The organism is Nonomuraea africana (assembly GCF_014873535.1).
GTDB classification, from domain to species: domain Bacteria; phylum Actinomycetota; class Actinomycetes; order Streptosporangiales; family Streptosporangiaceae; genus Nonomuraea; species Nonomuraea africana.
Map to the genome: position 1 here is coordinate 2,600,491 of NZ_JADBEF010000001.1, position 24,564 is coordinate 2,625,054.

The following is a 24,564-nucleotide window of genomic DNA, read 5'->3' on the forward strand; positions in this document are numbered from 1 at the left end:
TCCTCTCTCCTCACCCTCTACACGAACGCGCTCATGCCGTATCGACATCATGTTCCCGCCATCTTGATGTAGTGTCACTACAAAAACTTTGGAGAGTCATGGGTGCGGTCCTCATCCTCGGCGGATACGGCGCCGTCGGCAGGCAGGCGGCGGCGGAGCTGGTGCGCGACCGGCCCGGCGGCACCGTGATCGTGGCAGGGCGCGATCCCTCCGCGGCGCGGCCCGTGCCGGGGACCACCGCGATGCGCGTGGACGCCTCCGACCCCGCCGACCTCGACAGGGCGCTGGAGGGCGTCGAGGCGGTGCTGATGTGCGCCGAGCTCGACAACGCGGCCGTGGCCAGGGCGTGCCTGGAGCGGGGCGTCCACTACCTCGACGTCACCGCCTCCCACCGGTTGCTCGAGGCGATCGCAGAGCTCGACGAGCTGGCCGTACGGCGCGGCGCGACGGCCGTCCTCAGCGTCGGCCTGGTGCCCGGCGTCACCAACCTGCTGGTACGGCACTGCGTCGAACGCTCCCGCACCGGCCGGGCCCGCGTCGGCGTGCTCCTCGGCTCGGGCGAGCGGCACGGACCCGCCGCGATCCGCTGGACCCTTGACGGCCTCGGCCTGCTCGAGGAGTCGTGGACGATGCGCTTCCCCCGGCCGTACGGCGAGCGCACCGTCCACCGCTTCCCCTTCTCCGACCAGTACACGCTGTCGGCCACCCTCGGGATCGACGAGGTCGGCACCGGCCTGGCCCTCGACTCACGGCCGCTCACCGCGCTGCTGGCCGCCGCGCGCCGGCCCACCGTCGGCCGCCTGCTACGCCGCCCGAAGGTGCGTGAGGCACTTGTGGCGGCGCTCGGCCGGATCCACCTCGGTGGCGACGGGTTCGCGGTGACCGTACGGTCGGGTCAGGCCGGGGCATCCTTCAGCGGGCGGCTGCAGAGCCGCGCCACCGGGCTGACCGCCGCGCTGCTGCTGCTGCGGCTGCCCGGCCTGCCGCCAGGGGTGCGGCACATCGAGCAGCTGGTGGAGCCCGCCGAGTTCCTCACCGAGCTGGCCGCCCACGGCTTCGACCTGGACCTCGGCGCCTGAGAAGTCGGTTCCCGCCTAGAACATCCGCCGGACCCTGAGGATGTTGTCGGTGCGGGTGCACGGACGGCCGTCGGGGGTGGGCTGCTCCCGCTCGTACTCCTCGCAGCGCTGCACCTCCCACTGTCCGTCCTGCAGCTCCAGGCTCTCGAGGACCTCCTGCGGGGTGGGGAAGTGGACGTCCGGGTGCGGGCCCGGCTCCCATGAGGGGAAGCCCACGTGCCCGACGACCAGGAGGACGCCGCCCGGGGCGACGGCCGCGGCGGCCGTCCTGAGGATCTTCTCCCGCGGCAGGTCGACCGGCGAGTGCAGGAAGTGGGCGGAGACGAGGTCGAAGGCGCCGTCGGGGAAGGACACGCCGAGGTCGTGCCGCTGCCAGTCGATGCGGTCGGCCACTCCCGCCTGCGCCGCGTGGGCCGCGGCGCGGTCGAGAGCGACGCGGGAGATGTCGGTGGCGGTCACCCGCCATCCCCTCTCGGCGAGCCAGACGGCGTCGCCCCCTTCACCGCATCCCAGGTCGAGAGCGGTGCCCGGCGCCAGGTCCGAGACCTCGCGCACCAGGGCGGCGTTCGGTTTGCCGCTCCAGATCTGGTTGCTCTCGGCGTAACGGCCGTCCCAGAACTCCTCCTCGGTGACGTCCTGCGCGGCGTGGGCGTGGTGGTGTCGCCTGGCCGCGACGGCCCGGCGGGTCTCCTCGGCCACCAGGTCGGCGTTGATCGCCGCGCCCGCGCGGACCCCTGCCGCGGCCGCGGCGATGACCTGGTCGGTGAGGCTGGCCACGTTGCCCGCCACCCAGACGCCCGGCGTCGCCGTCGCTCCTGAGGGGTCGGCGGCGATGTAGCCGCCGACCACGTGCCCGCCCATCTCCTGGTCGGTCGGCTCCAGGCCGAGCCCGGACAGGAGGCCCGCGCGGGCGGTGAAGCGCGGGGCCACCACCACGACCTGGCGGGGGAGCACCCTGCCGTCGGCCAGGCGAACCCCGGTGAGCCGGTCGTCGCTCACCTCCAGTGCCGCGACCTCTCCCTCCACCACGCTGATGTCGCGCGCGGCCAGCTGGGCGTACTCCTCGTCACTCAGCCCGCCCGCGGTGTGCAGGAAGACGGTCACGTCGCCGCTCCACTGCCGCCACAGCAGAGCCTGGTGTACGGCCAGCGGCCCGGCCGTGGCCAGGACGCCGATCGCCTGGTCGCGCGCCTCCCAGCCGTGGCAGTACGGGCAGTGCAGCACCTCGCGCCCCCAGCGCTCGGCCACGCCCGTCACCTCGGGCAGCTCGTCGACCAGCCCCGTGGTCACCAGCAGCCTGGCGGCCGCGACGGTCGACCCGTCGGCGAGCGTCACGCGGAAGCCGTCGCCCACGCGCTCGGCCGACACGACCTCGCCCCGCTCGATCCGGCCGCCGTAGCCGGTCACCTCCGCGCGACCGGCGGCCAGCAGCTCGGCCGGCGGGACCCCCTCGCGGGCCAGGTACCCGTGGACGTGCCCGGCGGGGGCGTTGCGCGGCTGTCCCGCGTCGATCACCAGGACCGAGCGTCGCGCCCGTGCCAGGGTGAGCGCGCCGCTGAGCCCCGCCGCGCCGCCGCCGACCACCACGACGTCGTAACGCCGCCCGTCATTCGCCTGTTCAGTGTGTGCGGTCATGTGTTCCTCCGTTCACCGGCGATAGTGGGGGTGCCACCCGCTCGTTGGCAAACCTTGTTGCCGGACTGGCAACCGGGCGGGAGGGCGCTCCGAGGGGTACCTTGCACTCGGTGATGCGGACCCGAGTGGGGGCCAGGGTGCCTGGTGATCTCGCGGCGTGACCCCGCTTGACCTTGACACGGTGACAAGGTCTTCACTGTTGCCAAGGAGGTGGTCCCGATGACCATGCAGAAACAGGACACGGATACGATTCGAGCTTCCCAGGGGCTGGAGGACAGCCGCTCGTCAGTGCGGCTGCGGGCGGCGATGGCGGTCGGTACGACCCCTGACCCGCGGTTCATCGACAAGCTCATCGAACGATGCGCGATCGAACCCGAATTTCACGTGCGCGATACGCTGACGTGGGCACTCACCCGCCACTCAGCATCCATGACGGTTCCAGAGCTTCTCAAGGAACTCCGCTCGGAGTGTGCGCAGGCACGAAGCCAGGCGCTGCACACGCTGTCCAAGATCGGGGATCGGCAAGCGTGGCCGGCGATCACACGGGCGCTTCTGTCCGACGCCGACGATGAGGTGGCACGGAGCGCTTGGCGGGCAGCGGTCGTGCTCGTGCCCGAAGGCGAAGAGCCCGAGTTGGCCGCGGTGTTGTCGACACAGCTCGGGCGCGGCGAACGTGAGATGCAGCTGAGCCTCAGCCGGGCGCTGGTGGCGCTCGGTGAGGTGGTTGTGCCCACGCTGCGCGCCGCGATGACGGATCTCGACCCGCGCGTGCGCGCGCACGCGATCGCCACGGAACGGCTGTTGCGCGACCCAGATGCCGGATTCGAGTCCGCGATCGAGGAGGCCAAGCGCGTCGTAGCCCTCGGCAGCACCAGCAAGGAGGAGTGATGGGCAGTGTTGATCGGTGATGTGGCACGACGGTCCGGGGTCAGCGCCCGCATGCTCAGGCATTACGACTCGCTCGGCTTGGTGCGGCCAACGGGTCGTACCGACGCAGGTTATCGAGAGTACTCCAGCGAGGACATTCGGCGGATCTTCCAAATCGAGAGCCTGCGGTCATTGGGGCTGTCGCTACGTGAAGTCAGGCGCGCGCTCGATGATCCCGGCTTCACGCCCTCAGAGCTCGTCGACGACCTCATCCGCCAGACGCGAGAACGCATTGCGGCTGAGACGGAGCTGCTCACGCGACTGCGTCGGATCGACGCCGTAGAACCCGCCGGCTGGGAGGACGTCCTCCAGATCGTCGCACTCCTGCAGGCGTTGGGGTCAAAGAGCGCCGGTAAGCGCCAGCGCGCGGCCTTGTCCTCAGTCGAAGAGGTTCCGGTGCCAGTGGAAGTACTGGTCGAGGCAGCGCTGAGCGAGACGGACCCGAACGTCGCCGGAGCCCTTCGCTGGGCTTTGGCGCAATCGGGCGATGACGGCTTGGCGCTGCTGGCGGAGGGCCTCGGCTCACCGGTAGCCGAGGTGCGCAAACGTGCCGTCCAGTCCATCGCCGAGATTCCGAACGGTGAGGCGACCACACTGCTGCAGGGCGCCCTCGCGAACCCCGACATCGTGGTCCGCAGGTATGCAGCTCTGGCACTCGGGGCACGTGGAGTGGCCGACGCGATCCCGACGCTCATCGACATCGTCGTCGAGGGGACGAATGACGTCGATGCAGCCGACGCCCTGAGCGCGCTGGCGAGTCGTCCCGCGTTGGCGGATCAGATCGCTACCAGGCTCGTTGATCGCCTCGCCCACGGCAGCGTTGAATCGTCTGCACGTCGACGGCTGACACAGGCGCTCGCGGACATCCCCGGAACCACAGCGTCACGAGCCCTCGCAGATCTGTCACATGACGAAGACCGTGCCGTTGCGCTTACCGCGACATACATTCTCGGGATACGCGACGCACGATGACGGATCTTTCCTGGCGTGCTGTGTGCGGCGCCGGGAGGGCAGCCCGGCCTGCTGCGGGCTGATCTTGGCCCGGCGGGAGGTCAGGAACTCACGGATCTCGCTGCGGTTGTCCACCTTCCAGAGGTTATGCGGCCTTCCAGCTTGCAGGGGTGCCCTGTCAGTACACCTTTCACCACTGCCTTCCTCGCCGTCTGACCTGCGCTTTTCATGGGTATGTGAACCAGCATGCCCGGCCTGCGGGAGGCACATCTGTAGGTGCCGTCCGGACGGCCGCGTCGCGGTCTGCCCGTGCCGGCGCCGAGCGCGCGCGGGCTGCTGAAAGCAACAGACCCTCAAGGAGTGAATGACATGCGTGGTGTAGTGCTGCACGCCCCCGGCGATGTCCGGGTGGAGGAGATCGACGACCCGAAGATCACCGCCCCGACGGATGCGATCATCCGGCTGTCGGCGTCCTGTGTCTGCGGCTCGGACCTGTGGCCCTTCCGCGGTGTCGAGCACGTCGATCGGCCCATGCCGATGGGGCACGAGTACGTCGGAATCGTCGAGGAGGTCGGCAGCGAGGTCAAGAACGTCAAGCCCGGCCAGTTCGTCGTCGGCTCCTTCGTCGCCTCCGACGGCACCTGCGAGATCTGCCGCGCGGGCTACCCCTCCTCCTGCGTCGACCGCGTGTTCATGTCCCAGGTCGGCACCCAGTCCGGACGGGCCCTGATTCCGCATGCCGACGGCACGCTCGTGGCCACTCCGGCGATGCCCGACGCGGAGCTGATCCCCAGCCTCCTGGCTGCCTCCGATGTGCTGGGCACCGGATGGTTTGGCGCGGTGGCCGCCGAGGCCGGCCCCGGCAAGACGGTCGCGGTCGTCGGCGACGGCGCGGTCGGCCTGATGGCGGTGCTGGCCGCCAAGCAGCTGGGCGCCGAGCGCATCATCGCCATCAGCCGCCACGAGACGCGCCAGAAGCTGGCCCGAGAGTTCGGCGGCACCGACATCGTCACCGAGCGAGGTGACGACGGCGTGGCCAAGGTCAAGGAACTGACCGCAGGGATGGGCGCCCACTCGGTCGTCGAGGCGGTCGGCACCCAGGAGTCGATGCAGCAGGCCATCCGCTCCACCCGCCCCGGTGGCCACGTGGGTTTCGTGGGCGTCAACCACGACGTCGCTCTCAGCGGGGAGGAACTCTTCTTCGCCCAGGTCCATCTGCTCGGCGGCCCCGCCCCGGTGCGCCGGTTCCTGCCCGAGCTGATCGATCTGATCTGGGAACGGAAGATCGACCCGGGCAAGGTCTTCGACCTCACCCTGCCGTTGGAGCAGGCCGCCGAGGGATACCGGGCCATGGACGAGCGTCGGGCCATCAAGGCCCTGCTCACCCTCTGACCTGTGCTCCCCCTATCGACCGCCGTCCCGCGCAGAGCATCGATACGGCCATAGCCCTCCACGGGGCGCGGCACGGAGAGGACACCACTTGATCGTTGGCAGTGTCAGCGGCCCATGGCGTACACCGCTTGGATGAAGCCGGTGAAGCCGTGCCAGGGGTCAGGGTCGGCCAGGGCTTCGGCGACGCCGGCGGCGTAGGCGTCCATGCGGTCGGCGAAGACCGCGTTGATGAGGTCCTCGCGGGTAGCGAAGCACCGGGACAGGGTGGCCTTGCCGACGCCGGCCTCGCGGGCGACGCAGGCCATGGAGACATCGAGCCCTTCGGTGGAGAACGGGCGGCGGCCAGGATGCGCTCGCGGTTGCGTTCGGCGTCGGCGCGCAGTCCCGGCTCGGGCTCTGCGGATCTCTATGCGGCGGTGACCAGGTTCTTCGTCGCTTAAATCTACTTTGTAAAGGCGCTCGGCGGGGCGACCTACCGGTCGCCCATCATTCAAGGACTAAAGACTCTCAACAACAAACAGGTGCGGCGTCGTGGTGGTCAGCGCGGTGAAGCCGAGGCGGCTCAGGATGGGGCGGCTGTCGTCGGAGGCGTCGACCTGCAGGTAGCGGTAGCCGTGTGCGGCGGCGATGCGGGCGCGATAGGCGACCAGCGCGCGGTAGATGCCGCGTCCGCGCCAGTCGGGCACGGTGCCGCCGCTCCAGAGGCTGGCGAAGTGGGTGCCTTCGTGGAGGTCGAGGCGGGCGGCGCTGACGGGGTGGGGGCCTGCCATGGCGACGACGGCGGCGATGGTGTGGGGCGCCTCGGCGAGCTGGGTGAGCAGGCGGTGCCTGATGTGGGTGGCGGTGGTGCCGAAGGCCTGGTGGTGGACCTCCATCATGAGGTCGACGTCCGCGGGGTGGGTGACGGGGTGCAGGTGGATGCCGTCGGGTGGCGGTGTGGTGGTGGGCAGGTCGCTGATCTGGGCGACCATGAGCGTTTCGGTGGGTTCGGGGGTGGCGCCCGCTTTCAGGAGGCGGTGGGCGAGGTCGGTGGGCTGGTCGTGGGCGTAGAGCTTCCATTCGAAGTCGTGGCCGAGTGCGGTGTAGTGGCTGATCTGGGCGGCGATGGCGGCGTCGGCGGTGGTGTGGTCGAGGTCGCTCCAGAGGATGCCGTTCCAGCCGTGGCGGGTGCTGGTCTGGCGGAGGACGCCGCTGTCGAGGTGGAGGGTGGCGTGGGCGTCGTCGGGTTGGGCGTGGCGGCGCATCTGGTGGTCGAAGAGGGCGAGGGTGTCGTGGGGGTTCATGGGCGGTCCTCGGTGATGTCGCGGAAGCCGTTGAGGAGGTCGGTGGTGGTGGGAAGGTCGCCGAGGATCATGATGGTGAGGGTGGCGCGGTCGGTGTCGTAGCGGGTTTGGACGCGTAGTCCGTGAGTGTTGTTGATGGAGGTCATGATCCAGGTGGTGAGGCGGTCGGTTTGGGGGCGGCTGATGGCGTGGATCTGGATGGTGGTGGAGACGTCGGTGTGGCGGTGGTCCGCGGTGGTTTCGGTGGCTGGCGGGGTGGTAGTGGCGCCGGTGAAGGCGTCGAGGTCGTGGCGGGCGATGCGGTATTGCTTGCCGATGCGGGTGGCTCTGAGTCGGCCGTCGCGGACGTAGCCGCGGATGGTTTTGACGTGGAGGCCGAGGAGGGTGGCGACTTGTTCGACGGTGTAGGGCTGTTCCGGCATGGCCTATCCTTCCGTATTCTTCCCTGAATTACTCTAGTGACGGGGTGTCTCATGGTGGATGCGGGCGTGCACGCCTATCTGAGGTCGGTGGCGGGGGCTCGGGCGCGTCGGGTGGGGCCGTTCACGGTCCGGTTCGATGAGTGTGATGCCGCGCTCTCGTTCAACTACGCCATCCCTGATGACGGCGCGGCGCCGACGGCGGGTGAGGTGGCGGCGCTGGTGGCGGCGTTTCGTGAGCGGGCCAGGACGCCGCGACTGGAGTACGTGCCGCGGGCGGCGCCGGAGGTGGAGGGCGCGCTGCTGGCGGCGGGGTTTCGCGCTGAGGGCCGGTTTCCGGTGCTGGTGTGCCGTCCGGAGGAGGTGGTGGACGCGCCGGTGTCCGGGGCTGTCCGGGTGGGGCTCGTGCGCGATGATTCCGTTCTCTGGCAGGTCGCGCGGGTGATGAACGAGGCTTTCGAGGCGCCGGAGGCGACGGAGCATGATGTGGCGCGGTTGCGTCGGGTGCTGGATGGCGGTGGCCTCGTGGCGGCGGCGGTTGACGAGGCGACGGGGGAGGTCGTCGGGGCGGGGCAGATCGGGAGCCCGCATGGGGGTGTCGCCGAGGTGGCGGGTATCGCGGTGCGGGCTTCGCATCGGCGGCGGGGGATCGCGGGGGCGGTGACGGCGCTGCTGACGCGTGCGGGCGGGGACGCGGGGATCGCGATGCCGTTCCTCACTCCGGCTGATGAGGCGGCGGCGCAGGTCTATGCGCGGGTGGGGTACCGGAAGGTGAGTGAGGCGCTGTTCATCTCGCTCCGCTAGTTCTCCCTGCAATCGCATTCTCATCGATAGGGCGTCCGGGAGGTTCGACCGTCGAAGCGAGCACCTGTACGGCGTGGGCGAGGCTGCGGTGGACCCAGTGGTCCCGGTAGCGGAAGCGTGGGATCTCAGTGTGAAGAAGATCGGCGGTCCTGCCGCACGGTCGGCACACCACAGGGCGAGGGTGCCGCCGGAGGAGTTGTCCGGGGCCTGCGGTTCGGCGCCCGAGGAGGTTGTCGGCGAGCGCCGCCGCGCGCAAGACCTCGACGAGTTCGAGACCGGGCACGGCGGTGCGGGATCAGCGAGTGCCGGGGGCGGGCCGGGCGTGGTATTCCTCGTCGGTGATCGGCTCGCCCCACTCGGTCTCGGGGACGCCGTCCTCGCTGGTGCCTTCCCACATGGCCAGGTGGGTCATGAAGCGGTCGGGGGCGGCGCCGCTCGTGCTCAGCGGCGGCGGGCGGCGGGCTGCAGGGCCGGGCTGACCCAGCCGTTCTCCGCCGGGTTGATGGTCAGTCCGGGCGGCACGATCTCGTCGATGCGGTCCAGCACGTCGTCCGGGAGTTCGACGTCGGCGGCCGACAGCTGGGATTCGAGGTGGTCCATGGTCCGGGGGCCGATGATCGCTGAGGTGATGGCGGGGTGGCGTAGGACGAACGCGATGGCCATCTCGATCAGTGTCGTCCCGGCCTGGTCGGCCAGTTCGGCGAGCTGTTCGGCGGCTTGGAGCTTGCGTTGGTTCTCCGGGAGCGAGAGGTCGAAGCGGTTGGCCAGCCGCTGGCGGGCCGCGGAGAACGGTCCTTCGGACTCGCTGCCCTTGCGGTAGCGGCCGGTGAGCCAGCCGCCGGCCAGCGGGCTGTAGGAGATGACGCCCATTCCGTATCGGGCGCAGGTGGGCAGCGTGTCGGTCTCGATCGCGCGCACGAGCATGTTGTACGGCGGCTGCTCGCAGGTGAATCGTTCCCGGCCGCGCTCGCGGGCGGTCCACTGGGCCTCCACGATCGCCGAGACCGGCCAGGTCGAGTGGCCGATGTAGCGGACCTTCCCGGCGCGGACGAGGTCGGTCAGAGCGCCGAGCGTCTCGTCGATGTCGGTGTCGGGGTCGTAGCGGTGGATTTGGTACAGGTCGATCCAGTCGGTGCCCAGCCGGCGTAGCGAGTTGTCGACCTCGTGGGTGATCCAGCGGCGGGAGTTGCCGCGGCTGTTGAGGTCCTCGCCCATCGGCATGTGCACCTTGCTGGCCAGGACGACGTCGTCGCGCCGGCCGCCGGCCAGGGCCTTGCCGACGATGACTTCGGACTCGCCGTCGGAGTAGACGTCGGCGGTGTCGATGAAGTTGATGCCGGCTTCGAGGGCGCGGTGGATGGTGCGGATGCTCTCGTCGTGGTCCTTGGTGCCCCATTCGCCGAACATCATGGCGCCGAGGCACAGCTTGCTGACCGAGACGCCGGTGCGTCCCAGACGGCGGTAGTCCATGGATGACTCTGGCTCAGGTGCGGGTGATGGGTCAGCGCGGCACGAGTTTGATCGTCGCGGCGCGTGCGTCGGGGTTGACGACGCCGCCGACGATGTTGGGGCCGTAGCGGTGGTACTTGGTGCGGTAGACGTCGTCGATCTGGTCGTCGAGGGAGCGGTCGGCGTCGGCGAAGGTGACGTCCCGCTGGAGGCCGCCGGCCGAGATGCGGCCCTCGTGGCGCGTCTGCGTGCCGCGGTACCAGGCGCCGTCGCGGCCGTTCATGCAGCGGACGTACAGCTCTTCGCCGTGGCGCACGACCCACATGGTCACCGGGTCGCGCAACGTGCAGTCGCCGCGGCGGGAGGCGAGTTGCAGTTCCTCGGCGTCGCCGATCGTGGCGAGTTCCTCGTTCGTCCAGTCGGCCATCGGTGTGCTCCTTGGTGATGCGGGATGTGATCTGATGGGCAGAAGGCGGGGTCCGGCGCCGGTTTCCGAACGGCGTGCGGTTCTTCGTCGGCTCGCTGTGGTCGCGACCTGCGCCGCCACGGGGTCACGCCCCTGGTGGAAGGTCGGTGGAGGCGGCGGGCTCGGTCTGGTTCTCACCATGTGCGATGCGCTTGCGCGCGCCGCCGGGCTCCACGATGGTCATGCCGATGCGGAAGGGCGCGAAACGTGGTGGCGTGGTGCAGCGGGTTGCCGGGGAAGTCGACGTGGCCGCCGTAGGATAGGCGCGCACAGGGGCGGGGCCGCAGGTGAGCTCGCGGAGCTTGGCGATGCCTTCCTGGCCGCGTTCGGTGACCACGTCCGTGGCGCCGAACTCCCGCCCAGGTGGCTGCGGGCCTTGTGGCGGCCCATCAGGATGATCTGGTGCTCGATGAATGTCGCGCGCATATCTCTCCAGCTGAATGGCGTCGAAAAGCTCCTACCCAGACGCCGGGCGGCCCGGTGCGGGCCGGCCTCTTGCGCCGGTCCGACTCCAGCAAACGTTGTTTTACCGACCAGTGGGAGTCACTGCCGTTCCAGGTAATGCCAGTACCTGTCTGGCCACTGAGCAGGTCACATGCCGTCAGTACATGGATGATCGAGCCGAGATCCCAGCCTTCCTCAGCTCCAGGCGGGCCCGCCTCACCCCGCAGCAGGCCGGCCTGCCGGCCTTCGGGGGCAACCGCAGGGTCAAGGGGCTGCGCCGCGAGGAGGTCGCGATGCTGGCCGGCGTCTCAGTCGACTACTACGTGCGCCTTGAGCGCGGCAATCGAGAACATCGAGAACATCGACAGCCCCCACCGCCGCCGGCGGGCGCGGATCACGCCAGGTCCAGCTCCCGGTTTCGGGCTGCTCCCGACCGGTCTACTTTCCGCGCTGCCACGATGATGAGTGCCCCGGAGATGATCCCGGCGAAGAACGGGCTTGGCACAAGGAGGACGCCGCCCACCGCGCACCACGTCGCGAGGCCCCAGCCGATCCCGGCGGGCACGGCCACTTCGCGTCCAGCGAGGTGCCAGGTCAGGCAGCCCAGGAGAATCAGGGGCACGGAGAAGCTTCCCGGACCGGCCCAGAAGGTGACCGTGTTCTGCAGGGACTCCACCGTCGGAACGGCGCCCCCGCCTGTGAGCACGAGCGGGACGGCTGCCCATATCCCCCGATCCACCCAGCCGGCGATGTTTTCAAAGGCGACGAGCGCCAGCAAGGACAGGTGCCCTGTTCCCAGCACGAGCATGATCCCGCTCGCCCAGCGGAGCAGCCGCTTTCTGGAGTTCATCGTGACTTCCCTTCTTCGTACGCCGCCGCCGCATGGTGGCGGTCGCGCCAGGCTTGTTCCCATCGCCGGGTCAGGGCTGGGTAGACGATGAGGTAGCGGAAAGGCGCGATGGCGGCCATGTAGAGCCGTCCGAACCGGCCGTTGGGCTTGACGAGGACGGCCATCCGTAGCTCGTAGTCGCCGTTCGCCCCTTGAATCCAGCCGAGGTGCATCACGGTGTGCACGGTCTTGTTCGCGAGCTCGCGTGCGGACTCCATGTCGAGCTCGTAGACCGCTTTGAGGGGCATGCTCTCGTGGTCGGTGCCGCGGGGAGCGTCGCGGACGTCGCCGGGCAGGCGGTCGCGGAGTGAGGCGACCCGCGCTCCGACGCCCGCTGATGGTTTGTCCCAGCCGAGGAGTGCGCCGAGCTTCCACCGAATGGCGAACAAGGACCTGACCAGCCGGGGCTGTTTTTCGAGTCCGCCGGTGGCTTGCATCGCTGCGAGCATCGTCGGGAAGTCGTCAGGTCCGGCTCCCGGAGTGCGGAACGACCACACGTCCTCGACCGAGAAGTCACTCGTGAATTCGTGGATGCGCCACGGCTGCTCGGTGTGGGTGGCCTCTGCGAGTCGTGGCAAGGTTCGGCCTCTCATTTATACGTTACCGTACATTACGTGTGTACGGTAACGTATAAATGAGAGGCGATCAATGGAGGTGGCCAGATTCCCGCCGTGGCCCGCACAACACGAGCCCGCTGGATAGAGGCGGGCCTCGAAGCCCTCGCCGAGGGAGGACCCGACGCGGTCCGCGTCGAGACGCTCGCCACCAAGCTCGGCGTGACGAAGGGCGGGTTCTACGGGTACTTCGATGGGCGTCCCGCGTTGCTCACGGAGATGCTCGACGAGTGGGAACGCCGCTGCACCAGAGAGGTCCTCGCCCAGGTCGACGCTGAAGGCGGCGACGCCGCCGAGAGGATCAGGCGCGTCGGTCAACTGACCTTCTCAGAAGACCTTCACCGGATTGATCTCGCGGTCCGGGCCTGGGCCCACCACGACCAGTCCGTCGCGGCGCGCCTGCGGCGTATCGACAACGAGCGCATGGACTTCCTGCGGAAGATGTTCGGCGCCTTCATCACCGACCCCGACGAGATCGAGGCCCGCAGCACCCTGGCGTTCGCGCTCGCGATCGGCCGCCACTTCATCGTCGCGGACCACCCTGGGTACACCAAACGCGAAGCCATCCACCTTGCCGGAGAACACCTCTTGCGCCCGCCACGGTGAACGCCCGGTTCGCGCCTCATCGCCATCATCCAGGGGCGTCCCCAAGATGCGTTTTCACCACGGGTGTACTCAAGTACAGGTGACGGGGACAGCTCTCGCGCCGCTTCCATCCTGACGACCGAGTCGCACCTGCCGCCAAGGGCAGGACCGTGCGCCCGAGTGCGCCACCGGCGGCACCGCGTACCACCCCTCCAATTGATCTGGCCCTCGCTCGGGTCGGTGCGCTGAGACCCAGGGGTCGGACGGGGTCGCCGGCACCCACCTCACCTGAGGGGGTCGAAGGACCGCCGTCATCACCGCATTCCTTCGGGGCAAGGCGGCACCCCTGCGGAAACTACCCGACCCGTGCCGACATCCCCACCTTCCTTCGTGACCACAGATGACGGCGACACCCGACGGCGATCCGCGAGGGGGCGGCATTCTCCCTCCGTTCGGGGCTCATGACAGATTTCTTGTCGGCACCCCACCTTGGTGGCCTCGGCGGTCGTTCTCGACGGGGTGCGGGCGGTCTCGGCGGCCGAGGACCGGCAGTGATGACGCCGATCCTCGGCGAGCCCCCACGACGAGGCGCACCTGCGGCCCCGGGCGGCAGGGAGCACGCCTGCCGGATCCGGTGGTGTGGGCTCTGCGGGTCGGTCAGTGGGCGGCGCTGGTGTCCTGGCGGGGGAGGGGAAGGTCGGCGGCGATGGCGGCGATCTTCGTGGTGATGTCGGCCAGGGAGCGCAGGGAGTCGATGTCGAGGCGCTCCATGATGCGGCGGTAGTTGCGCAGTCCGGCGTCGTTGATGTCCTCGACGAGGGCGCGGCCGGCGTCGGTGAGCTGGACGCGCCGTACGCGCCGGTCGTGGGGGTCTTCGTGGCGGGTGACGAGGCCCTGGGCGACGAGGCGGTCGACGATGCCGGTGACGGTGCCGAGGCCGACGCCGAGATTGCCGGCGAGGTCCTGCCCTGAGGCCGAGCCCGCGCAGGACAGGAGGATGACGACTTTGAGCTGGCGCATGGTGAGGTTGGAGTCGAACAGGGGGGAGCGGTCGTGCGCCAGGAGGCGCCCGAGGCCGCGCTGGGTCTCGCTGATCTGACGGATCAGGGCTTCACGTTCGTCGTCCACTCTCACCTCTCGCTTCCTGAGAAGGTTATCAGGAACGACACAAGCGGTTAAATATTCGCTCAAGGCGAAGTGTTAGTCTGAGGCGAATTCTTTGCCGCTGACACCGTGAGGACCGGATGACTGCTCTGGCCCGGCTGAGCCTCGCCAACCGAAGTCTCGTCATATTGGTGGCGATCGTGTTGAGCGCGTTCGGCGCCTTCACCATTCCGCAGCTCAAGCAGCAGTTGCTGCCGTCGCTGTCGTTTCCCGGCGCGTTCGTCGTCGCGCCCTATCCCGGTGCGTCGCCGGAGATCGTGGAGGATCTGGTCACCAAGCCGATCGAGGACTCGTTCGCGAGTGTCGACGGCCTGGAGGAGATGACCTCGACGTCGAAGGAGGGTCTGGCGCAGGTGCAGGTCGCCTTCGCCTACGGCACCGACATCGACGACTCGCTGGCCAAGATGCAGCAGGCGATCAGCCGTATCCAGCTGCCGGACGGGGTCGATCCGCAGGTGGTGGCGGGCAACACCGACGACATCCCGGTGCTGGTCCTGGCGGTGGGCGACGGCGGTGACGAGCGGGCGATGGCCGACCGGCTGCGCCGCGTCATGGTGCCGCAGCTGCAGGGCATCGAGGGTGTGCGAGAGGCGGAGGTCACCGGCGCCAGGGACGAAGAGGTGGTGATCACGCCGGACGCCAAGAAGATGGCGAAGAAGGGCGTGTCGCCGGCGCAGATCCCCGAGGTGCTGAAGGCGAACGGCACGCCGATCCCGGCCGGCACGCTGTCCGAGGACGGCAGGTCGCTGACGGTTCAGGTGGGCGCGCGGGTCGATTCGATCGAGGCGTTGAAGGACCTGTACCTGACGCCGGTCGCGCAGCAGGCTCCCCCGCAGGCACAGCCCCAGCAAGCACAGCCCCAGCAAGCACAGCAGCCGGGAAGGAGCGCGGAGGCGCCGCCCGGGACGCAGCAGGGTCAGCCGGGTCAGCAGCCGCAGGCCGTGCCGACGGCGGCGCCGAAGCCGCCCAAGCCGGTCAAGCTGGGCGAGGTGGCGAAGGTCGAGCGGCGCAAGGCCGAGGCCACGACGTTGACGCGGACCAATGGTGAGCCGAGCCTGGGCGTGTCGGTGACGATGACGCCGGACGGCAACGCGGTGAGCATCTCGCATGCCGTACGGGACAGCCTGCCGAAGCTGGAGGCGGCACTCGGTGGCGCGGCGGTGACGGTGATCTTCGATCAGGCGCCGTACGTGGAGCGCTCGATCGAGTCGCTGACGACGGAGGGCCTGCTGGGTCTGGCGTTCGCCGTACTGGTGATCTTGGTTTTCCTGCTGTCGGTGCGCTCGACGCTGGTGACGGCGGTGTCGATCCCGCTGTCGGTGGTGATCGCGCTGATCGCGTTGTGGGCGGGGGACTACTCGCTGAACATGCTGACGCTGGGCGCGTTGACGATCGCGGTGGGCCGGGTGGTCGACGACTCGATCGTGGTGCTGGAGAACATCAAACGGCATCTGGGGTACGGCGAGCCGAAGCGGACGGCGGTGACCGCGGCGGTGCGTGAGGTGTCGGGCGCGGTGACGGCCTCGACGCTGACGACGGTGGCGGTGTTCGCGCCGATCGCGTTCGTGGGTGGCATGGTGGGTGAGCTGTTCGCGCCGTTCGCGATCACGGTGACGGTGGCGTTGCTGGCGTCGCTGCTGGTGTCGCTGACGGTGATCCCGGTGTTGGCGTACTGGTTCCTGAAGGCGCCGGTGCTGGAGCCGGAGCAGGCGCGGGCGGTCAGGGAGGCGGCCGAGGCGAAGGAGCTGCGCAGCCCGCTGCAGCGGATGTACCTGCCGGTGCTGCGGTTCGCCACGCGTCGCCGGCTGGTCACGGTGCTGATCGGTGTGGTGGTCTTCGCCGCGACGATGGGTCTGGCGGGCCGGTTGGAGACGAACTTCATCGACTCCTCCGGGCAGGACACGATCTCGGTGAGTCAGCGGATGCCGGTGGGCACGGATCTGGCCGCCACCGACGCGGCCGCCAAGAAGGTGGAGCGGGTGCTGGCCGGGCTGGAGGGCGTGCGGTCCTACCAGGTCAACGTCGGCGGCGGCAACGCGATGATGGGCGGCACGGGGGGCGGCGCCGATCGGGTGTCGTACTCGGTGACGGCCGAGGAGGGCGCGGACACGGCGGCGCTGGAGGAGCGGCTGCGGTCCGAACTGAAGGGCCTGTCGGGCGTGGGTGAGGTGACGGTCGGCGGTCAGGGCGGCGGCGGTTTCGCCTCCGACTCGATCGACGTGATCGTTCAGGCGTCGGACGCCGACACGCTGGGCCGGGCGGCCGAGCAGGTGAAGGCGGCGATGGGTGAGCTGCCGCAGCTGCGGGACGTGTCGTCCAACCTGGAGGGCAGCGCGCCGCGCATCGAGGTGGTGGTCGACAGGAAGAAGGCGGCGGAGAAGGGGGTCACCGAGGCGCAGGTCGGGCAGGCGGTGGCGCAGGCCTTCCGCGGCGCGCCGCTGGGCCAGCTGACCCTGGACGGCATCGCCGGCGATCTGATCCTGCGGGGCGGTGACGCGCCGGCGGATGTGGAGGAGGTCGAGGACCTCAAGGTCGGGCCGGTGAAGGTGTCGCAGGTGGCGACGGTGTCGCAGGTGGACGGGCCGACGCAGATCACCAGGATCGACGGTGAGCGGTCGGCGACGGTGTCGGCCAAGGCGGCGGCCAGCGACCTGGGCAGTGTGACGCAGACGCTGACGACGAAGCTGAAGGCGCTGGCGCTGCCGGCGGGCGCCTCGTACACGATCGGCGGGGTGTCTGCCGATCAGGCCGACGCGTTCGCCGACCTGGGCCTGGCGATGCTGGCGGCGATCGCGATCGTCTTCATGATCATGGTGGCGGCGTTCAGGAGTTTCGTGCAGCCGCTGATCCTGCTGGTGTCGGTGCCGTTCGCGGCGACGGGCGCGATCGGGCTGCTGCTGGCGACGGGGACGCCGATGGGTGTGCCCGCGCTGATCGGCATGCTGATGCTGATCGGCATCGTGGTGACGAACGCGATCGTGCTGATCGATCTGATCAACCAGTACCGCGACCAGGGCATGGGCGTGGTGGAGGCGGTCATCGAGGGTGGCAGGCGCAGGTTGCGGCCGATCCTGATGACGGCGGTGGCGACGATCTGCGCGCTGACGCCGATGGCGCTGGGGGTGACGGGCGCCGGCGGGTTCATCTCGCAGCCGCTGGCGATCGTGGTGATCGGCGGTCTGATCTCCTCCACATTGCTGACGCTGGTGCTGGTGCCGACGCTGTACACGATGGTGGAGCGGACCAAGGAGCGGCTGCGCCGTACGCCCGCCGCGTCCTCGCCCGCCCAGGAGAAGGTCGGCGCTCCGGCCTAGACACGTGAAAGGGGGGGCGCCTCGCCCCCCTTTCACGTGCGCGGGGGCGGGCCCCATACACTGGGGCAACGTGACGTCCAAGCCGCTGATCCCCAATGTCCTGGCCGCCCGCTACGCCTCCGGTGAGCTGGCCCGCCTGTGGTCTCCCGAGTACAAGGTGGTCGCCGAGCGGCGGCTGTGGCTGGCGGTGCTGAGGGCGCAGGCGCAGCTGGGCGTCGCGGTGCCGCAGCAGGCTATCGACGACTACGAGAAGGTCGTCGAGCAGGTCGATCTGGCCTCGATCGCCGAGCGGGAGCGCATCAGCAGGCACGATGTGAAGGCGCGCATCGAGGAGTTCAACGCGCTGGCCGGGCACGAGCACGTGCACAAGGGCATGACCTCGCGTGACCTGACGGAGAACGTCGAGCAGCTGCAGATCCGCGACAGCCTGCTGCTGGTGCGCGATCGGGCGGTGGCGTTGCTGGCGCGGCTGGCGTCGCTGGCCGAGGAGCACGAGGCGACGGTGCTGGCAGGCCGTTCGCACAATGTGGCCGCGCAGGCCACGACGCTGGGCAAGCGGTTCGCCGGCGCCGCCGATGAGCTGCTGGTGGCCTTCGCGCGGCTGGAGGAGCTGATCGGCCGGTATCCGCTGCGGGGCATCAAGGGGCCGGTCGGCACCGCGCAGGACATGCTCGACCTGCTGGGCGGCGACCGGGAGAAGCTTGCGGCGCTGGAGGAGCAGGTGGCCGCGCACCTGGGCTTCGAGCGGCGTTTCACCAGTGTCGGGCAGGTGTATCCGCGATCGCTGGACTTCGAGGTCGTCACGGCTTTGGTGCAGCTGGCGGCGGCGCCGAGCTCGCTGGCCAAGACGATCAGGCTGATGGCCGGGCACGAGCTGGTGACCGAGGGGTTCAAGGAGGGTCAGGTCGGCTCGTCGGCGATGCCGCACAAGATGAACACCCGCTCGTGCGAGCGGGTCAACGGGCTGACGGTGATCCTGCGCGGGTACGCCTCGATGGCGGGCGAGCTGGCGGGCGACCAGTGGAACGAGGGCGACGTGTCGTGCTCGGTGGTGCGCAGGGTGGCGCTGCCTGACGCGTTCTTCGCCTTCGACGGGCTGGTGGAGACGATGCTGACGGTGCTGGCCGAGTTCGGCGCCTTCCCCGCGGTCATCTCCGCCGAGCTGGACCGTTACCTGCCGTTCCTGGGCACGACCAAGATGCTGATGGCGGCGGTGCGGGCGGGGATGGGCCGCGAGCAGGCGCACGAGCTGATCAAGGAGCACGCGGTGGCGTCGGCGCTGGCGATGCGTTCGGAGGGTGCGCCCAACAGGCTGCTGGAGCGGCTGGGCGGCGACGAGCGTTTCCCGCTGGACCGGGCGCAGCTGGAGGCGTTGCTGGCCGACCGGGTCTCGTTCACGGGGGCGGCGGCCGATCAGGTGGAGGCGGTCTCGCAGCGGGTGGGTGAGATCGTGGCGCGCTACCCGCGGGCGGCCGGCTACGCTCCCGGCGCCATCCTCTGATTCGCGAGCCGACCTCGCCGCAGCAGGAGGCGGCCGCGTGCGGCGTTGCCCGAGTGCCGCGTGAGCGGTGGAGCGGCCGATCTTGAGGGAGCCAGGGGGATGCCACTGTGTCGGGCTTTTCGCTACCTGTGGGTGGGGCTGGACGACGACCGCCGTGGCTGGTCATCCAGGCCGCAAGTCGATCGGGCGGACCGACGAGCAGCTCGTCGAACTCGCCGAGGCACCGATGATCCCGCGGCTGACCAGCGGGTCACGGTTTCAGTTGCCGTCGGCCGAGGTGAACGCCGCGGCGTGGTCGCGGACGAAGTCGGCGATGTCGCGCGGGGGGCGGCCGAGAAGGTCGGCCACCGTATCGGTGGTGAAGCCTCCCCAGCCGGAGACATACGCCTGCGCGTACTCCTCGAGCATGTCGACGATCCATTTCGGAACGCCGTAGCCGAGCAGTGTCTTGCGCTTGGCGTCGTCGCTGACCGGCAGGTACGTGATGGACCTGCCGAGAGCGAGACTCAAGTGGTCGGCGACCTCGTCGAACGTCAGCAGGCGCGGGCCGGAGAGGGTGTACGTCTGGCCGTGGTGGCGATCCGGGTCGTCGAGGAGCACGCGGGCAGCGCACTCGGCGATGTCGCGTACGTCGATCATGCCGATCCGCGCCGAGGCCATGTTCAGCGAGAACGTGCCGCTGGCGGCGAGGTCGCCCGCCTCGTTCAGCAGGTTCTGCATGAACCAGTGTGGACGCAGGATCGTCCAGCGCATGCCGCACCGCTCGGTCTCCCGGTCGGACAGCGCGTGCAGCCTGCCGCTGCGGTTCGGCGCGTCGTGTGCCGCGCCGATGGCGGACAAGCGCACGATGCGCTCCACACCGGCCTGGCGCGCGGCCCACACGGCGTTCATGCTGTTCTCAGGAGCGCGTGGGCCGTTCGGGGTGAGCAGCCACACGTCCTGTACGCCCTCGAAGGCGGGCGGCAGCGACCGAGCGTCGTCGAGGTCACCGACGAAGACCTCGGCGTTTCGCCTGCGCAGGCCGTCCGCATCGGACTCTTCGCGGACGAGAGCACGAAGGTCCACATCGGCCCCTTCCAGCGCATTCATCAGTGCGGTGGACACGGTTCCGGTGGCTCCCGTGATCAGCACGGTGCGTGACATGTTCATTCTCCTTCGGTGGTGACGGGGATACGGACCAGGTTGCGGACGACGTCGGGGGTCAGCTGCGCGGCGGCGATGGCGGCCAGCGCGAGCACGAACCCGACACCCTGCCACGGCGTCAGGGATTCACCGAGGAACAGCCAGCCCAGGATCGTGGCGACCATGGGTGAGAGCAGGGCGAGGAACGACACGGCGACCACGGGCAGCTTGCCGATGCCGTGGAACCAGACCAGGAAAGAAAGCAGGGCGCCCACAACAGACAGCCACGCGTAGCCGCCGATGGCACGAAGATCCAGTCCGGACGGAAGTCCCTCGAACGCAAGCGCGAGCGGGACGAGCACGAGACCGCCGGCGGTGAGCTGCCAGCCGGCGATGGTCGCTGCGCCGGCGCCCTCCGGACGTCCCCAACGTTTGGTCAGGACGATCCCGCCGGCCATCACGCCCGCAGCTGCGATGCCGGCCAGGATGCCTAGCAGGTCGAAGGAGAGCTGGCCGCGCAAGACGATCAACCCGACGCCCACCACGCCGACCAGGCCCCAGCCGAGCCGCCAGCGTGTGGGCTTCTCACCGAGCAGCAGGAACGCCAGGCCGACGACGAGCAACGGCTGGACGGCGGTGAGCGTCGCCGCGATGCCACCCGGCAATCGATAGGCGGCGACGAACAGCAGTGCGAAGAGCGCGCCGATATTGAGGGTGCCGAGCAGCAACGAGCGCCACAGCCACTGGCCGTGCGGCAGCTGGCGCGTGACGGCGAGCAGGATCAGCCCCGCCGGCAGCGCGCGGATCACACCGGACACCAACGGGTGGCCGGGCGGGAGGAACTCGGTGGTGACCAGGTACGTGGTACCCCAACTGACCGGCGCGGCCGCGGTCAGCGCGGTCAGTCCCAGGGTGCTACCGGGCGGGGACGCGCTGCCCGCGTCCGGCCGGCTCGGAGCCAATGTCATCTAATCTCCTTAACGTTGAAATGTTCAACGTTGGCGAATGTAGCCGCCTGTTAGGATGGCGTCAAACAGTTTCACGTTGAGAGGTTTCGGAGGCGGCAGGCTCGTGAAGGACAACGTCGACTGGCGGATGGACCAGTGGCGGACCGAACGGCCCGACATCGACCCCACGCCGATGGGCGTGGTGGCCCGGATCCAGCGCGCCTGCCGACTACTCGAACGCGAGCTTCGTGACCACTTCGCCACGCATGACCTGCAGCTGTGGGAATTCGACATCCTGGGGACGCTGCGCCGGTCCGGGCCTCCGTATCAGCTCACCGCGGGGCAGTTGGTCGAGTCGTCGATGGTCACCTCCGGAGCGATCACCAACCGGATCGACCGTCTCGTCGCCAAGGAGCTGGTGACCCGCGAGGTCGATCCCCTCAATCGGCGCAGCGTGTTGATCACGTTGACCGAGCGTGGCCGGGAGCTGATCGACCGAATCGTCGTCGACCACGTCGACCTGGAGGCGAAGCTCCTCAGCAAACTGAGCGGCCGTGACCAGGAACATCTCGCCGGGTTGCTGCGCAAGCTGCTCACCAGCCTCGGCGACTACTCGCCTGGCAATCCCCTGAATCCGTAGAGACAGGGCCGAACGCTGCTCGGCTGGGATACCGCGGCGCCCAGCCCGTCGCGGCCCGGAAGCGGGCGTCGCTGACGTACTATCCGCTGCTGCGCGTGCTCATCGGGCACTCACCCGGCGACGTCGAGCAGGAGCGGTTCCTCGCCGCCTGGGTGGACCATGCCGCCGCCACCCCCTGGGCCTCCCGGGGTGAGCACGCGAGGCCGTCGACCCGGCCGTAACGCCTCGCGCGTCGGTCGGGTTCCTGGCCGGGGTGGCCACCGATACCGCTGACCGGGACAGAGGGCCGGCCGGGTGGGTGTGCCGGTGGTTCAGCGGCAGGTGGGTGGCCGCGCACGGCAGGGCGGGGCTGATGGTCGATGACCACGACGCCGCCGCGCCGGCCGTCCAGGAGCGGCTGGGTCAGCGCCGGCTGCCGGTGGTGGTGACCGGGGTGGCCGGCTGAGGGGAGGCTGTCCTGCGGCGCTGCTGGCGGCGTTCGAACCAGACGGTGGCCAGCGGCGGCACCGAGCAGGCCAGACCGAGCGCGGTCGTGCCCCTGCTCCAGCCCTCCTGGCGGGCCAGCAGCAGCACGGCGAGCAGGTAGAGCAGGAACAGGCCGCCGTGGACGGGGCCGAAGATCTTCACGCCGAGCTCGCCGGCCTGCGCGATGTATTTGACGTACATGCCGGCCAGCAGGCCGACCCAGGAGCAGGCTTCGGCGATGGCGACGGCGCGGAACAGGCGGAGCACAGGTGGGGACCCTTTCGCTGGTTTCGTGGTGACCGCAAGCCAGCCTAGGGGCAGGGTGGGTCGCCAGGTGATGCGGGCCATGCGGGGCCATGGGGGCGTGGGCGGCGGCACGTCGCCGGCCGGCCGGAGGTCATGGGTGGCAGGCACAGACGGCCCTCCCGAGCACTGGCTCACCCCATGAGGGATTCCAGCGGGCACGCAGTCTGCGGCGCCACCGGGTGCGACGCTGCTTTCGCCGGGCGCCCGAGAAAACCGGGTGAGGTTCCCGTCCCGCTCAGGCACAGTTGAACGAGTGATGTCCGGTTTTGTTCCTGGTCTTGAGCTGAGCCGCGCCTACTACGCCGACGTGGTGGCGCCGCTCGTTGCCGATATCCCGCACAGTGCCGCGTTGGTCGGTCCCGGTTCGGAGGTGCTGGCCTTCGACACCCAGCGCAGCGCCGACCATGACTGGGGGCCACGGGTGCTGCTGTTCGTGGCGCCCGGCGCCGTCGCCGCCGTGGAGGCGGCGGTCGCGGCGGGGCTTCCGCCCTCCTTCGGCGGTTATCCGACCGTTTTCGTCCAGCGGGGTGAGTTGCGCCATGGGGTGCTGGTGGCCGAGCTGGGCGCGTGGCTGCGCGAGCGGCTGGGCTTCGACCCGCGCGAGCAGATCACCGCGCTCGACTGGCTGTCGGCGCCGTGGCAGGCGCTGGCCGAGGTCACCTGCGGCGAGGTCTTCCACGACGGGCTCGGCGAGCTGAACGAGGTGCGGGCGGCGCTGCGCTGGTATCCCGAGGACCTGTGGCGTTACGTGCTGGCCTGCCAGTGGCAGCGCATCGGCCAGGAGGAGTCCTTTCCTGGGCGGTGCGCCGAGGTGGGCGACGAGCTCGGCTCGGCGACGCTCGGCGGGCGCATGGCCAGGGAGGTGATGCGGCTGGCGCTGCTGCAACGACGACGCTATCCCCCTTACGCCAAGTGGCTCGGCAGCGCGCTGGCCCGCCTGCCGGGGGCGGCCGAACTAGGGGAGGCGCTCGGCGCCGCGCTGGCCGCCCGCACCTGGCCCGAACGCGAGCGCGCCCTGAGCGCCGCCTACGAACGCCTGGCCGCGGTGCACAACAGGATCGCGCTCACCGACCCCGTCGAGACGGCCGTGCGGCCCTTCCACGACCGGCCCTTCCAGGTGATCGACGGCGGCCGCCTCGCCGAGACGCTGCTGGAGTCGATCCGCGACCCCGCCGTGCGGGCCCTGCCGCTGACCGGCAGCATCGACCAGATGTGCGACAGCGTCGAGGTGCTCACCCATCCCGCGCGCGCCCGAGCCGTCACCGCCGCCGCGCTCACTCTTCAGCGGGCCGCCGCCTGAGCCGTACGGCCAGCTCCCTCAGCCGCTCCCGCCAGGCCGTGGCGGCCAGTTCTCGGCCGGCGGCGGAGGCGCCGCTGTGGGTCAGCACGAGGCGGGCGCCCTGGCCGGTGCCCTCGCCCAGCTCCCAGGAGACCGTCCCGTCGGGGATGTAGTAGACCAGGCGCCGTCCGGCCTCGACCTCGGCGACGTTGCCGGCCTGGATCGGCGGGCAGGTGAAGCCGGCGGGCACCGGGCCGTCGGCGCGCACCCGCTGCCCGGCCGTCAGCTCCCGCCACACCACGTCGGCGCTGGCGGTCAGCTGGCGTTCCAACCGCACGGAGGCGGGCCCGAACTCCGGCTCGTCCAGCCCGAACTCCTCCACGAACGCGTCGTGCAGTTCGGCCGAGTCGTCCATCTCCGCAGGGGGCAGACCGGCCAGCTCGGCCGCCAGCGCCCGCAGGCAGGTGTGCCAGCCCGCCGCGAAGCTGCCCGCGCCGGCCCTGTCGTCGAAGGTGTGCGCCAGCGCCAGCACGCCGGGACGCACCTCCCAGCGCAGATGGTCGCCCTCCCAGGTGTAGGCCAGCAGGTGGGGCGGCTCGAAGTCGGTGACCATCCCGACCATGGCCGGTCCTCCGGCGCCGAAGTCGAAGACCACCTTGCCGCCCGGCACCGGATCGTCGATCCGCAGGTCGGCGGGGAACCATCTGGCCAGCACCGACCGGTCGGTCAGCGCCCGCCACACCGTGTGCACCGGATGCGGCAGCTCGCGTTCCATGCGCAGGACGCTGCGTCCCAGGTCGGCGTCGAGGGATTGGATGTTCATGCAGGGCCTATACCCCGCAGCCGACAGCGAACAGCCCCGAAAAGCCAGCAACCAGCCCAGTACGGT

General features: G+C 69.9%; 25 protein-coding genes and 1 pseudogene. 12 read left to right on the forward strand and 14 right to left on the reverse strand.

Going from position 1 to position 24,564, the window contains the following annotated elements; genetic code table 11:
* Positions 1-98 precede the first annotated feature (98 nt).
* Positions 99-1,079 carry a saccharopine dehydrogenase family protein gene (locus H4W81_RS12140; protein ID WP_192774906.1) on the forward strand — a complete coding sequence of 327 codons (981 nt, stop codon included), beginning with the start codon at positions 99-101 and terminating at the stop codon, positions 1,077-1,079.
* A gap of 15 nt (positions 1,080-1,094) precedes the next feature.
* On the opposite strand, the gene H4W81_RS49255 is transcribed toward H4W81_RS12140, so the two are convergent.
* Complete coding sequence (locus tag H4W81_RS49255; RefSeq protein ID WP_192774907.1) at positions 1,095-2,714, reverse strand: FAD-dependent oxidoreductase; 1,620 nt, start codon at positions 2,712-2,714, stop codon at positions 1,095-1,097.
* A 219-nt stretch (positions 2,715-2,933) separates the two neighbouring features.
* Here H4W81_RS49255 and H4W81_RS12150 point away from each other — a divergent pair, with 219 nt between their 5' ends.
* The 3 genes from H4W81_RS12150 (at position 2,934) to H4W81_RS12160 (ending at position 5,984) form a co-directional block, all read left to right on the forward strand.
* Complete coding sequence (locus tag H4W81_RS12150; RefSeq protein WP_192774908.1) at positions 2,934-3,602, forward strand: HEAT repeat domain-containing protein; 669 nt, start codon at positions 2,934-2,936, stop codon at positions 3,600-3,602.
* Positions 3,603-3,608: 6 nt separating this feature from the next.
* Positions 3,609-4,613: a HEAT repeat domain-containing protein gene (locus tag H4W81_RS12155; RefSeq protein WP_192774909.1), complete on the forward strand. Its 1,005-nt coding sequence runs from the start codon at positions 3,609-3,611 to the stop codon at positions 4,611-4,613.
* A 348-nt stretch (positions 4,614-4,961) separates the two neighbouring features.
* Positions 4,962-5,984 carry a zinc-dependent alcohol dehydrogenase family protein gene (locus H4W81_RS12160; RefSeq protein WP_192774910.1) on the forward strand — a complete coding sequence of 341 codons (1,023 nt, stop codon included), beginning with the start codon at positions 4,962-4,964 and terminating at the stop codon, positions 5,982-5,984.
* A gap of 104 nt (positions 5,985-6,088) precedes the next feature.
* Here H4W81_RS12160 and H4W81_RS48500 read toward each other — a convergent pair whose 3' ends face one another.
* The 3 genes from H4W81_RS48500 to H4W81_RS12175 form a co-directional block, all read right to left on the reverse strand.
* On the reverse strand, positions 6,089-6,289 hold the full coding sequence (locus H4W81_RS48500; RefSeq protein ID WP_192774911.1) for a TetR/AcrR family transcriptional regulator: 201 nt from the start codon (positions 6,287-6,289) through the stop codon (positions 6,089-6,091).
* 192 nt (positions 6,290-6,481) lie between these two features.
* A complete protein-coding gene (locus H4W81_RS12170; protein ID WP_192774912.1) occupies positions 6,482-7,267 on the reverse strand; it encodes a GNAT family N-acetyltransferase in 786 nt (261 codons plus the stop codon).
* Positions 7,264-7,689: a helix-turn-helix domain-containing protein gene (locus H4W81_RS12175; RefSeq protein ID WP_192774913.1), complete on the reverse strand. Its 426-nt coding sequence runs from the start codon at positions 7,687-7,689 to the stop codon at positions 7,264-7,266. The genes H4W81_RS12170 and H4W81_RS12175 overlap by 4 nt, the downstream gene beginning before the upstream one ends.
* A 66-nt stretch (positions 7,690-7,755) precedes the next feature.
* Here H4W81_RS12175 and H4W81_RS49260 point away from each other — a divergent pair, with 66 nt between their 5' ends.
* Positions 7,756-8,490, forward strand: a complete 735-nt coding sequence (locus tag H4W81_RS49260; protein WP_192774914.1) for a GNAT family N-acetyltransferase — start codon at positions 7,756-7,758, stop codon at positions 8,488-8,490.
* A 441-nt stretch (positions 8,491-8,931) separates the two neighbouring features.
* Here the strand turns inward: H4W81_RS49260 and H4W81_RS12190 are convergent, their stop codons facing one another.
* The 3 genes from H4W81_RS12190 to H4W81_RS47000 all read right to left on the reverse strand — a co-directional run bounded on the left by H4W81_RS12190 (position 8,932) and on the right by H4W81_RS47000 (position 10,742).
* Complete coding sequence (locus H4W81_RS12190) at positions 8,932-9,960, reverse strand: aldo/keto reductase (RefSeq protein WP_192774915.1); 1,029 nt, start codon at positions 9,958-9,960, stop codon at positions 8,932-8,934.
* A gap of 31 nt (positions 9,961-9,991) precedes the next feature.
* A complete protein-coding gene (locus tag H4W81_RS12195) occupies positions 9,992-10,366 on the reverse strand; it encodes a DUF2255 family protein (protein WP_192774916.1) in 375 nt (124 codons plus the stop codon).
* Positions 10,367-10,490: 124 nt separating this feature from the next.
* The gene (locus H4W81_RS47000) at positions 10,491-10,742 is read right to left on the reverse strand and encodes a hypothetical protein (RefSeq protein WP_225958575.1); all 252 of its coding nucleotides are present in this window, start codon (positions 10,740-10,742) and stop codon (positions 10,491-10,493) included.
* Between the two features lie 271 nt (positions 10,743-11,013).
* Here H4W81_RS47000 and H4W81_RS12205 point away from each other — a divergent pair.
* Positions 11,014-11,193, forward strand: a pseudogene (locus H4W81_RS12205) (transcriptional regulator); the annotation flags it as partial.
* 50 nt (positions 11,194-11,243) lie between these two features.
* On the opposite strand, the gene H4W81_RS12210 reads toward H4W81_RS12205, so the two are convergent.
* Entirely contained in the window at positions 11,244-11,699 is a 456-nt protein-coding gene (locus tag H4W81_RS12210; RefSeq protein WP_192774917.1) for a hypothetical protein, read from the reverse strand.
* Positions 11,696-12,316 carry a DUF2867 domain-containing protein gene (locus H4W81_RS12215; RefSeq protein WP_192774918.1) on the reverse strand — a complete coding sequence of 207 codons (621 nt, stop codon included), beginning with the start codon at positions 12,314-12,316 and terminating at the stop codon, positions 11,696-11,698. Before H4W81_RS12215 ends, H4W81_RS12210 begins: the two co-directional genes overlap by 4 nt.
* A 93-nt stretch (positions 12,317-12,409) precedes the next feature.
* Here H4W81_RS12215 and H4W81_RS12220 point away from each other — a divergent pair, with 93 nt between their 5' ends.
* Positions 12,410-12,958, forward strand: a complete 549-nt coding sequence (locus H4W81_RS12220; protein ID WP_318781692.1) for a TetR/AcrR family transcriptional regulator — start codon at positions 12,410-12,412, stop codon at positions 12,956-12,958.
* 636 nt (positions 12,959-13,594) lie between these two features.
* On the opposite strand, the gene H4W81_RS12225 is transcribed toward H4W81_RS12220, so the two are convergent.
* Entirely contained in the window at positions 13,595-14,071 is a 477-nt protein-coding gene (locus H4W81_RS12225) for a MarR family winged helix-turn-helix transcriptional regulator (RefSeq protein ID WP_192774919.1), read from the reverse strand.
* Positions 14,072-14,181: 110 nt separating this feature from the next.
* Between H4W81_RS12225 and H4W81_RS12230 the strand changes: the two genes are divergently transcribed.
* Complete coding sequence (locus H4W81_RS12230; RefSeq protein WP_192774920.1) at positions 14,182-17,415, forward strand: efflux RND transporter permease subunit; 3,234 nt, start codon at positions 14,182-14,184, stop codon at positions 17,413-17,415.
* Between the two features lie 70 nt (positions 17,416-17,485).
* A complete protein-coding gene (purB, locus tag H4W81_RS12235; protein WP_192774921.1) occupies positions 17,486-18,916 on the forward strand; it encodes an adenylosuccinate lyase in 1,431 nt (476 codons plus the stop codon).
* A 258-nt stretch (positions 18,917-19,174) separates the two neighbouring features.
* Here purB and H4W81_RS12240 read toward each other — a convergent pair whose 3' ends face one another.
* Positions 19,175-20,059, reverse strand: coding sequence for an SDR family oxidoreductase (locus H4W81_RS12240; protein WP_192774922.1), 885 nt, complete (start codon positions 20,057-20,059; stop codon positions 19,175-19,177).
* Between the two features lie 2 nt (positions 20,060-20,061).
* Positions 20,062-21,006 carry an EamA family transporter gene (locus H4W81_RS12245; protein ID WP_192774923.1) on the reverse strand — a complete coding sequence of 315 codons (945 nt, stop codon included), beginning with the start codon at positions 21,004-21,006 and terminating at the stop codon, positions 20,062-20,064.
* Positions 21,007-21,109: 103 nt separating this feature from the next.
* On the opposite strand from H4W81_RS12245, the gene H4W81_RS12250 reads away from it, so the two are divergent.
* Together H4W81_RS12250 and H4W81_RS12255 are read left to right on the forward strand one after the other, a co-directional pair.
* Complete coding sequence (locus tag H4W81_RS12250) at positions 21,110-21,625, forward strand: MarR family winged helix-turn-helix transcriptional regulator (RefSeq protein ID WP_192774924.1); 516 nt, start codon at positions 21,110-21,112, stop codon at positions 21,623-21,625.
* Between the two features lie 253 nt (positions 21,626-21,878).
* Entirely contained in the window at positions 21,879-22,070 is a 192-nt protein-coding gene (locus H4W81_RS12255; protein ID WP_192774925.1) for a hypothetical protein, read from the forward strand.
* Here the strand turns inward: H4W81_RS12255 and H4W81_RS12260 are convergent.
* Positions 22,028-22,357, reverse strand: a complete 330-nt coding sequence (locus H4W81_RS12260; protein ID WP_318781693.1) for a DUF3817 domain-containing protein — start codon at positions 22,355-22,357, stop codon at positions 22,028-22,030. The two genes, H4W81_RS12255 and H4W81_RS12260, sit on opposite strands and share 43 nt — an antisense overlap.
* 295 nt (positions 22,358-22,652) lie before the next feature.
* Between H4W81_RS12260 and H4W81_RS12265 the strand changes: the two genes are divergently transcribed.
* Positions 22,653-23,696 carry a DUF4037 domain-containing protein gene (locus H4W81_RS12265; RefSeq protein ID WP_192774926.1) on the forward strand — a complete coding sequence of 348 codons (1,044 nt, stop codon included), beginning with the start codon at positions 22,653-22,655 and terminating at the stop codon, positions 23,694-23,696.
* On the opposite strand, the gene H4W81_RS12270 is transcribed toward H4W81_RS12265, so the two are convergent.
* On the reverse strand, positions 23,671-24,498 hold the full coding sequence (locus H4W81_RS12270; RefSeq protein WP_225958576.1) for an SRPBCC family protein: 828 nt from the start codon (positions 24,496-24,498) through the stop codon (positions 23,671-23,673). The two genes, H4W81_RS12265 and H4W81_RS12270, sit on opposite strands and share 26 nt — an antisense overlap.
* Positions 24,499-24,564 lie beyond the last annotated feature (66 nt).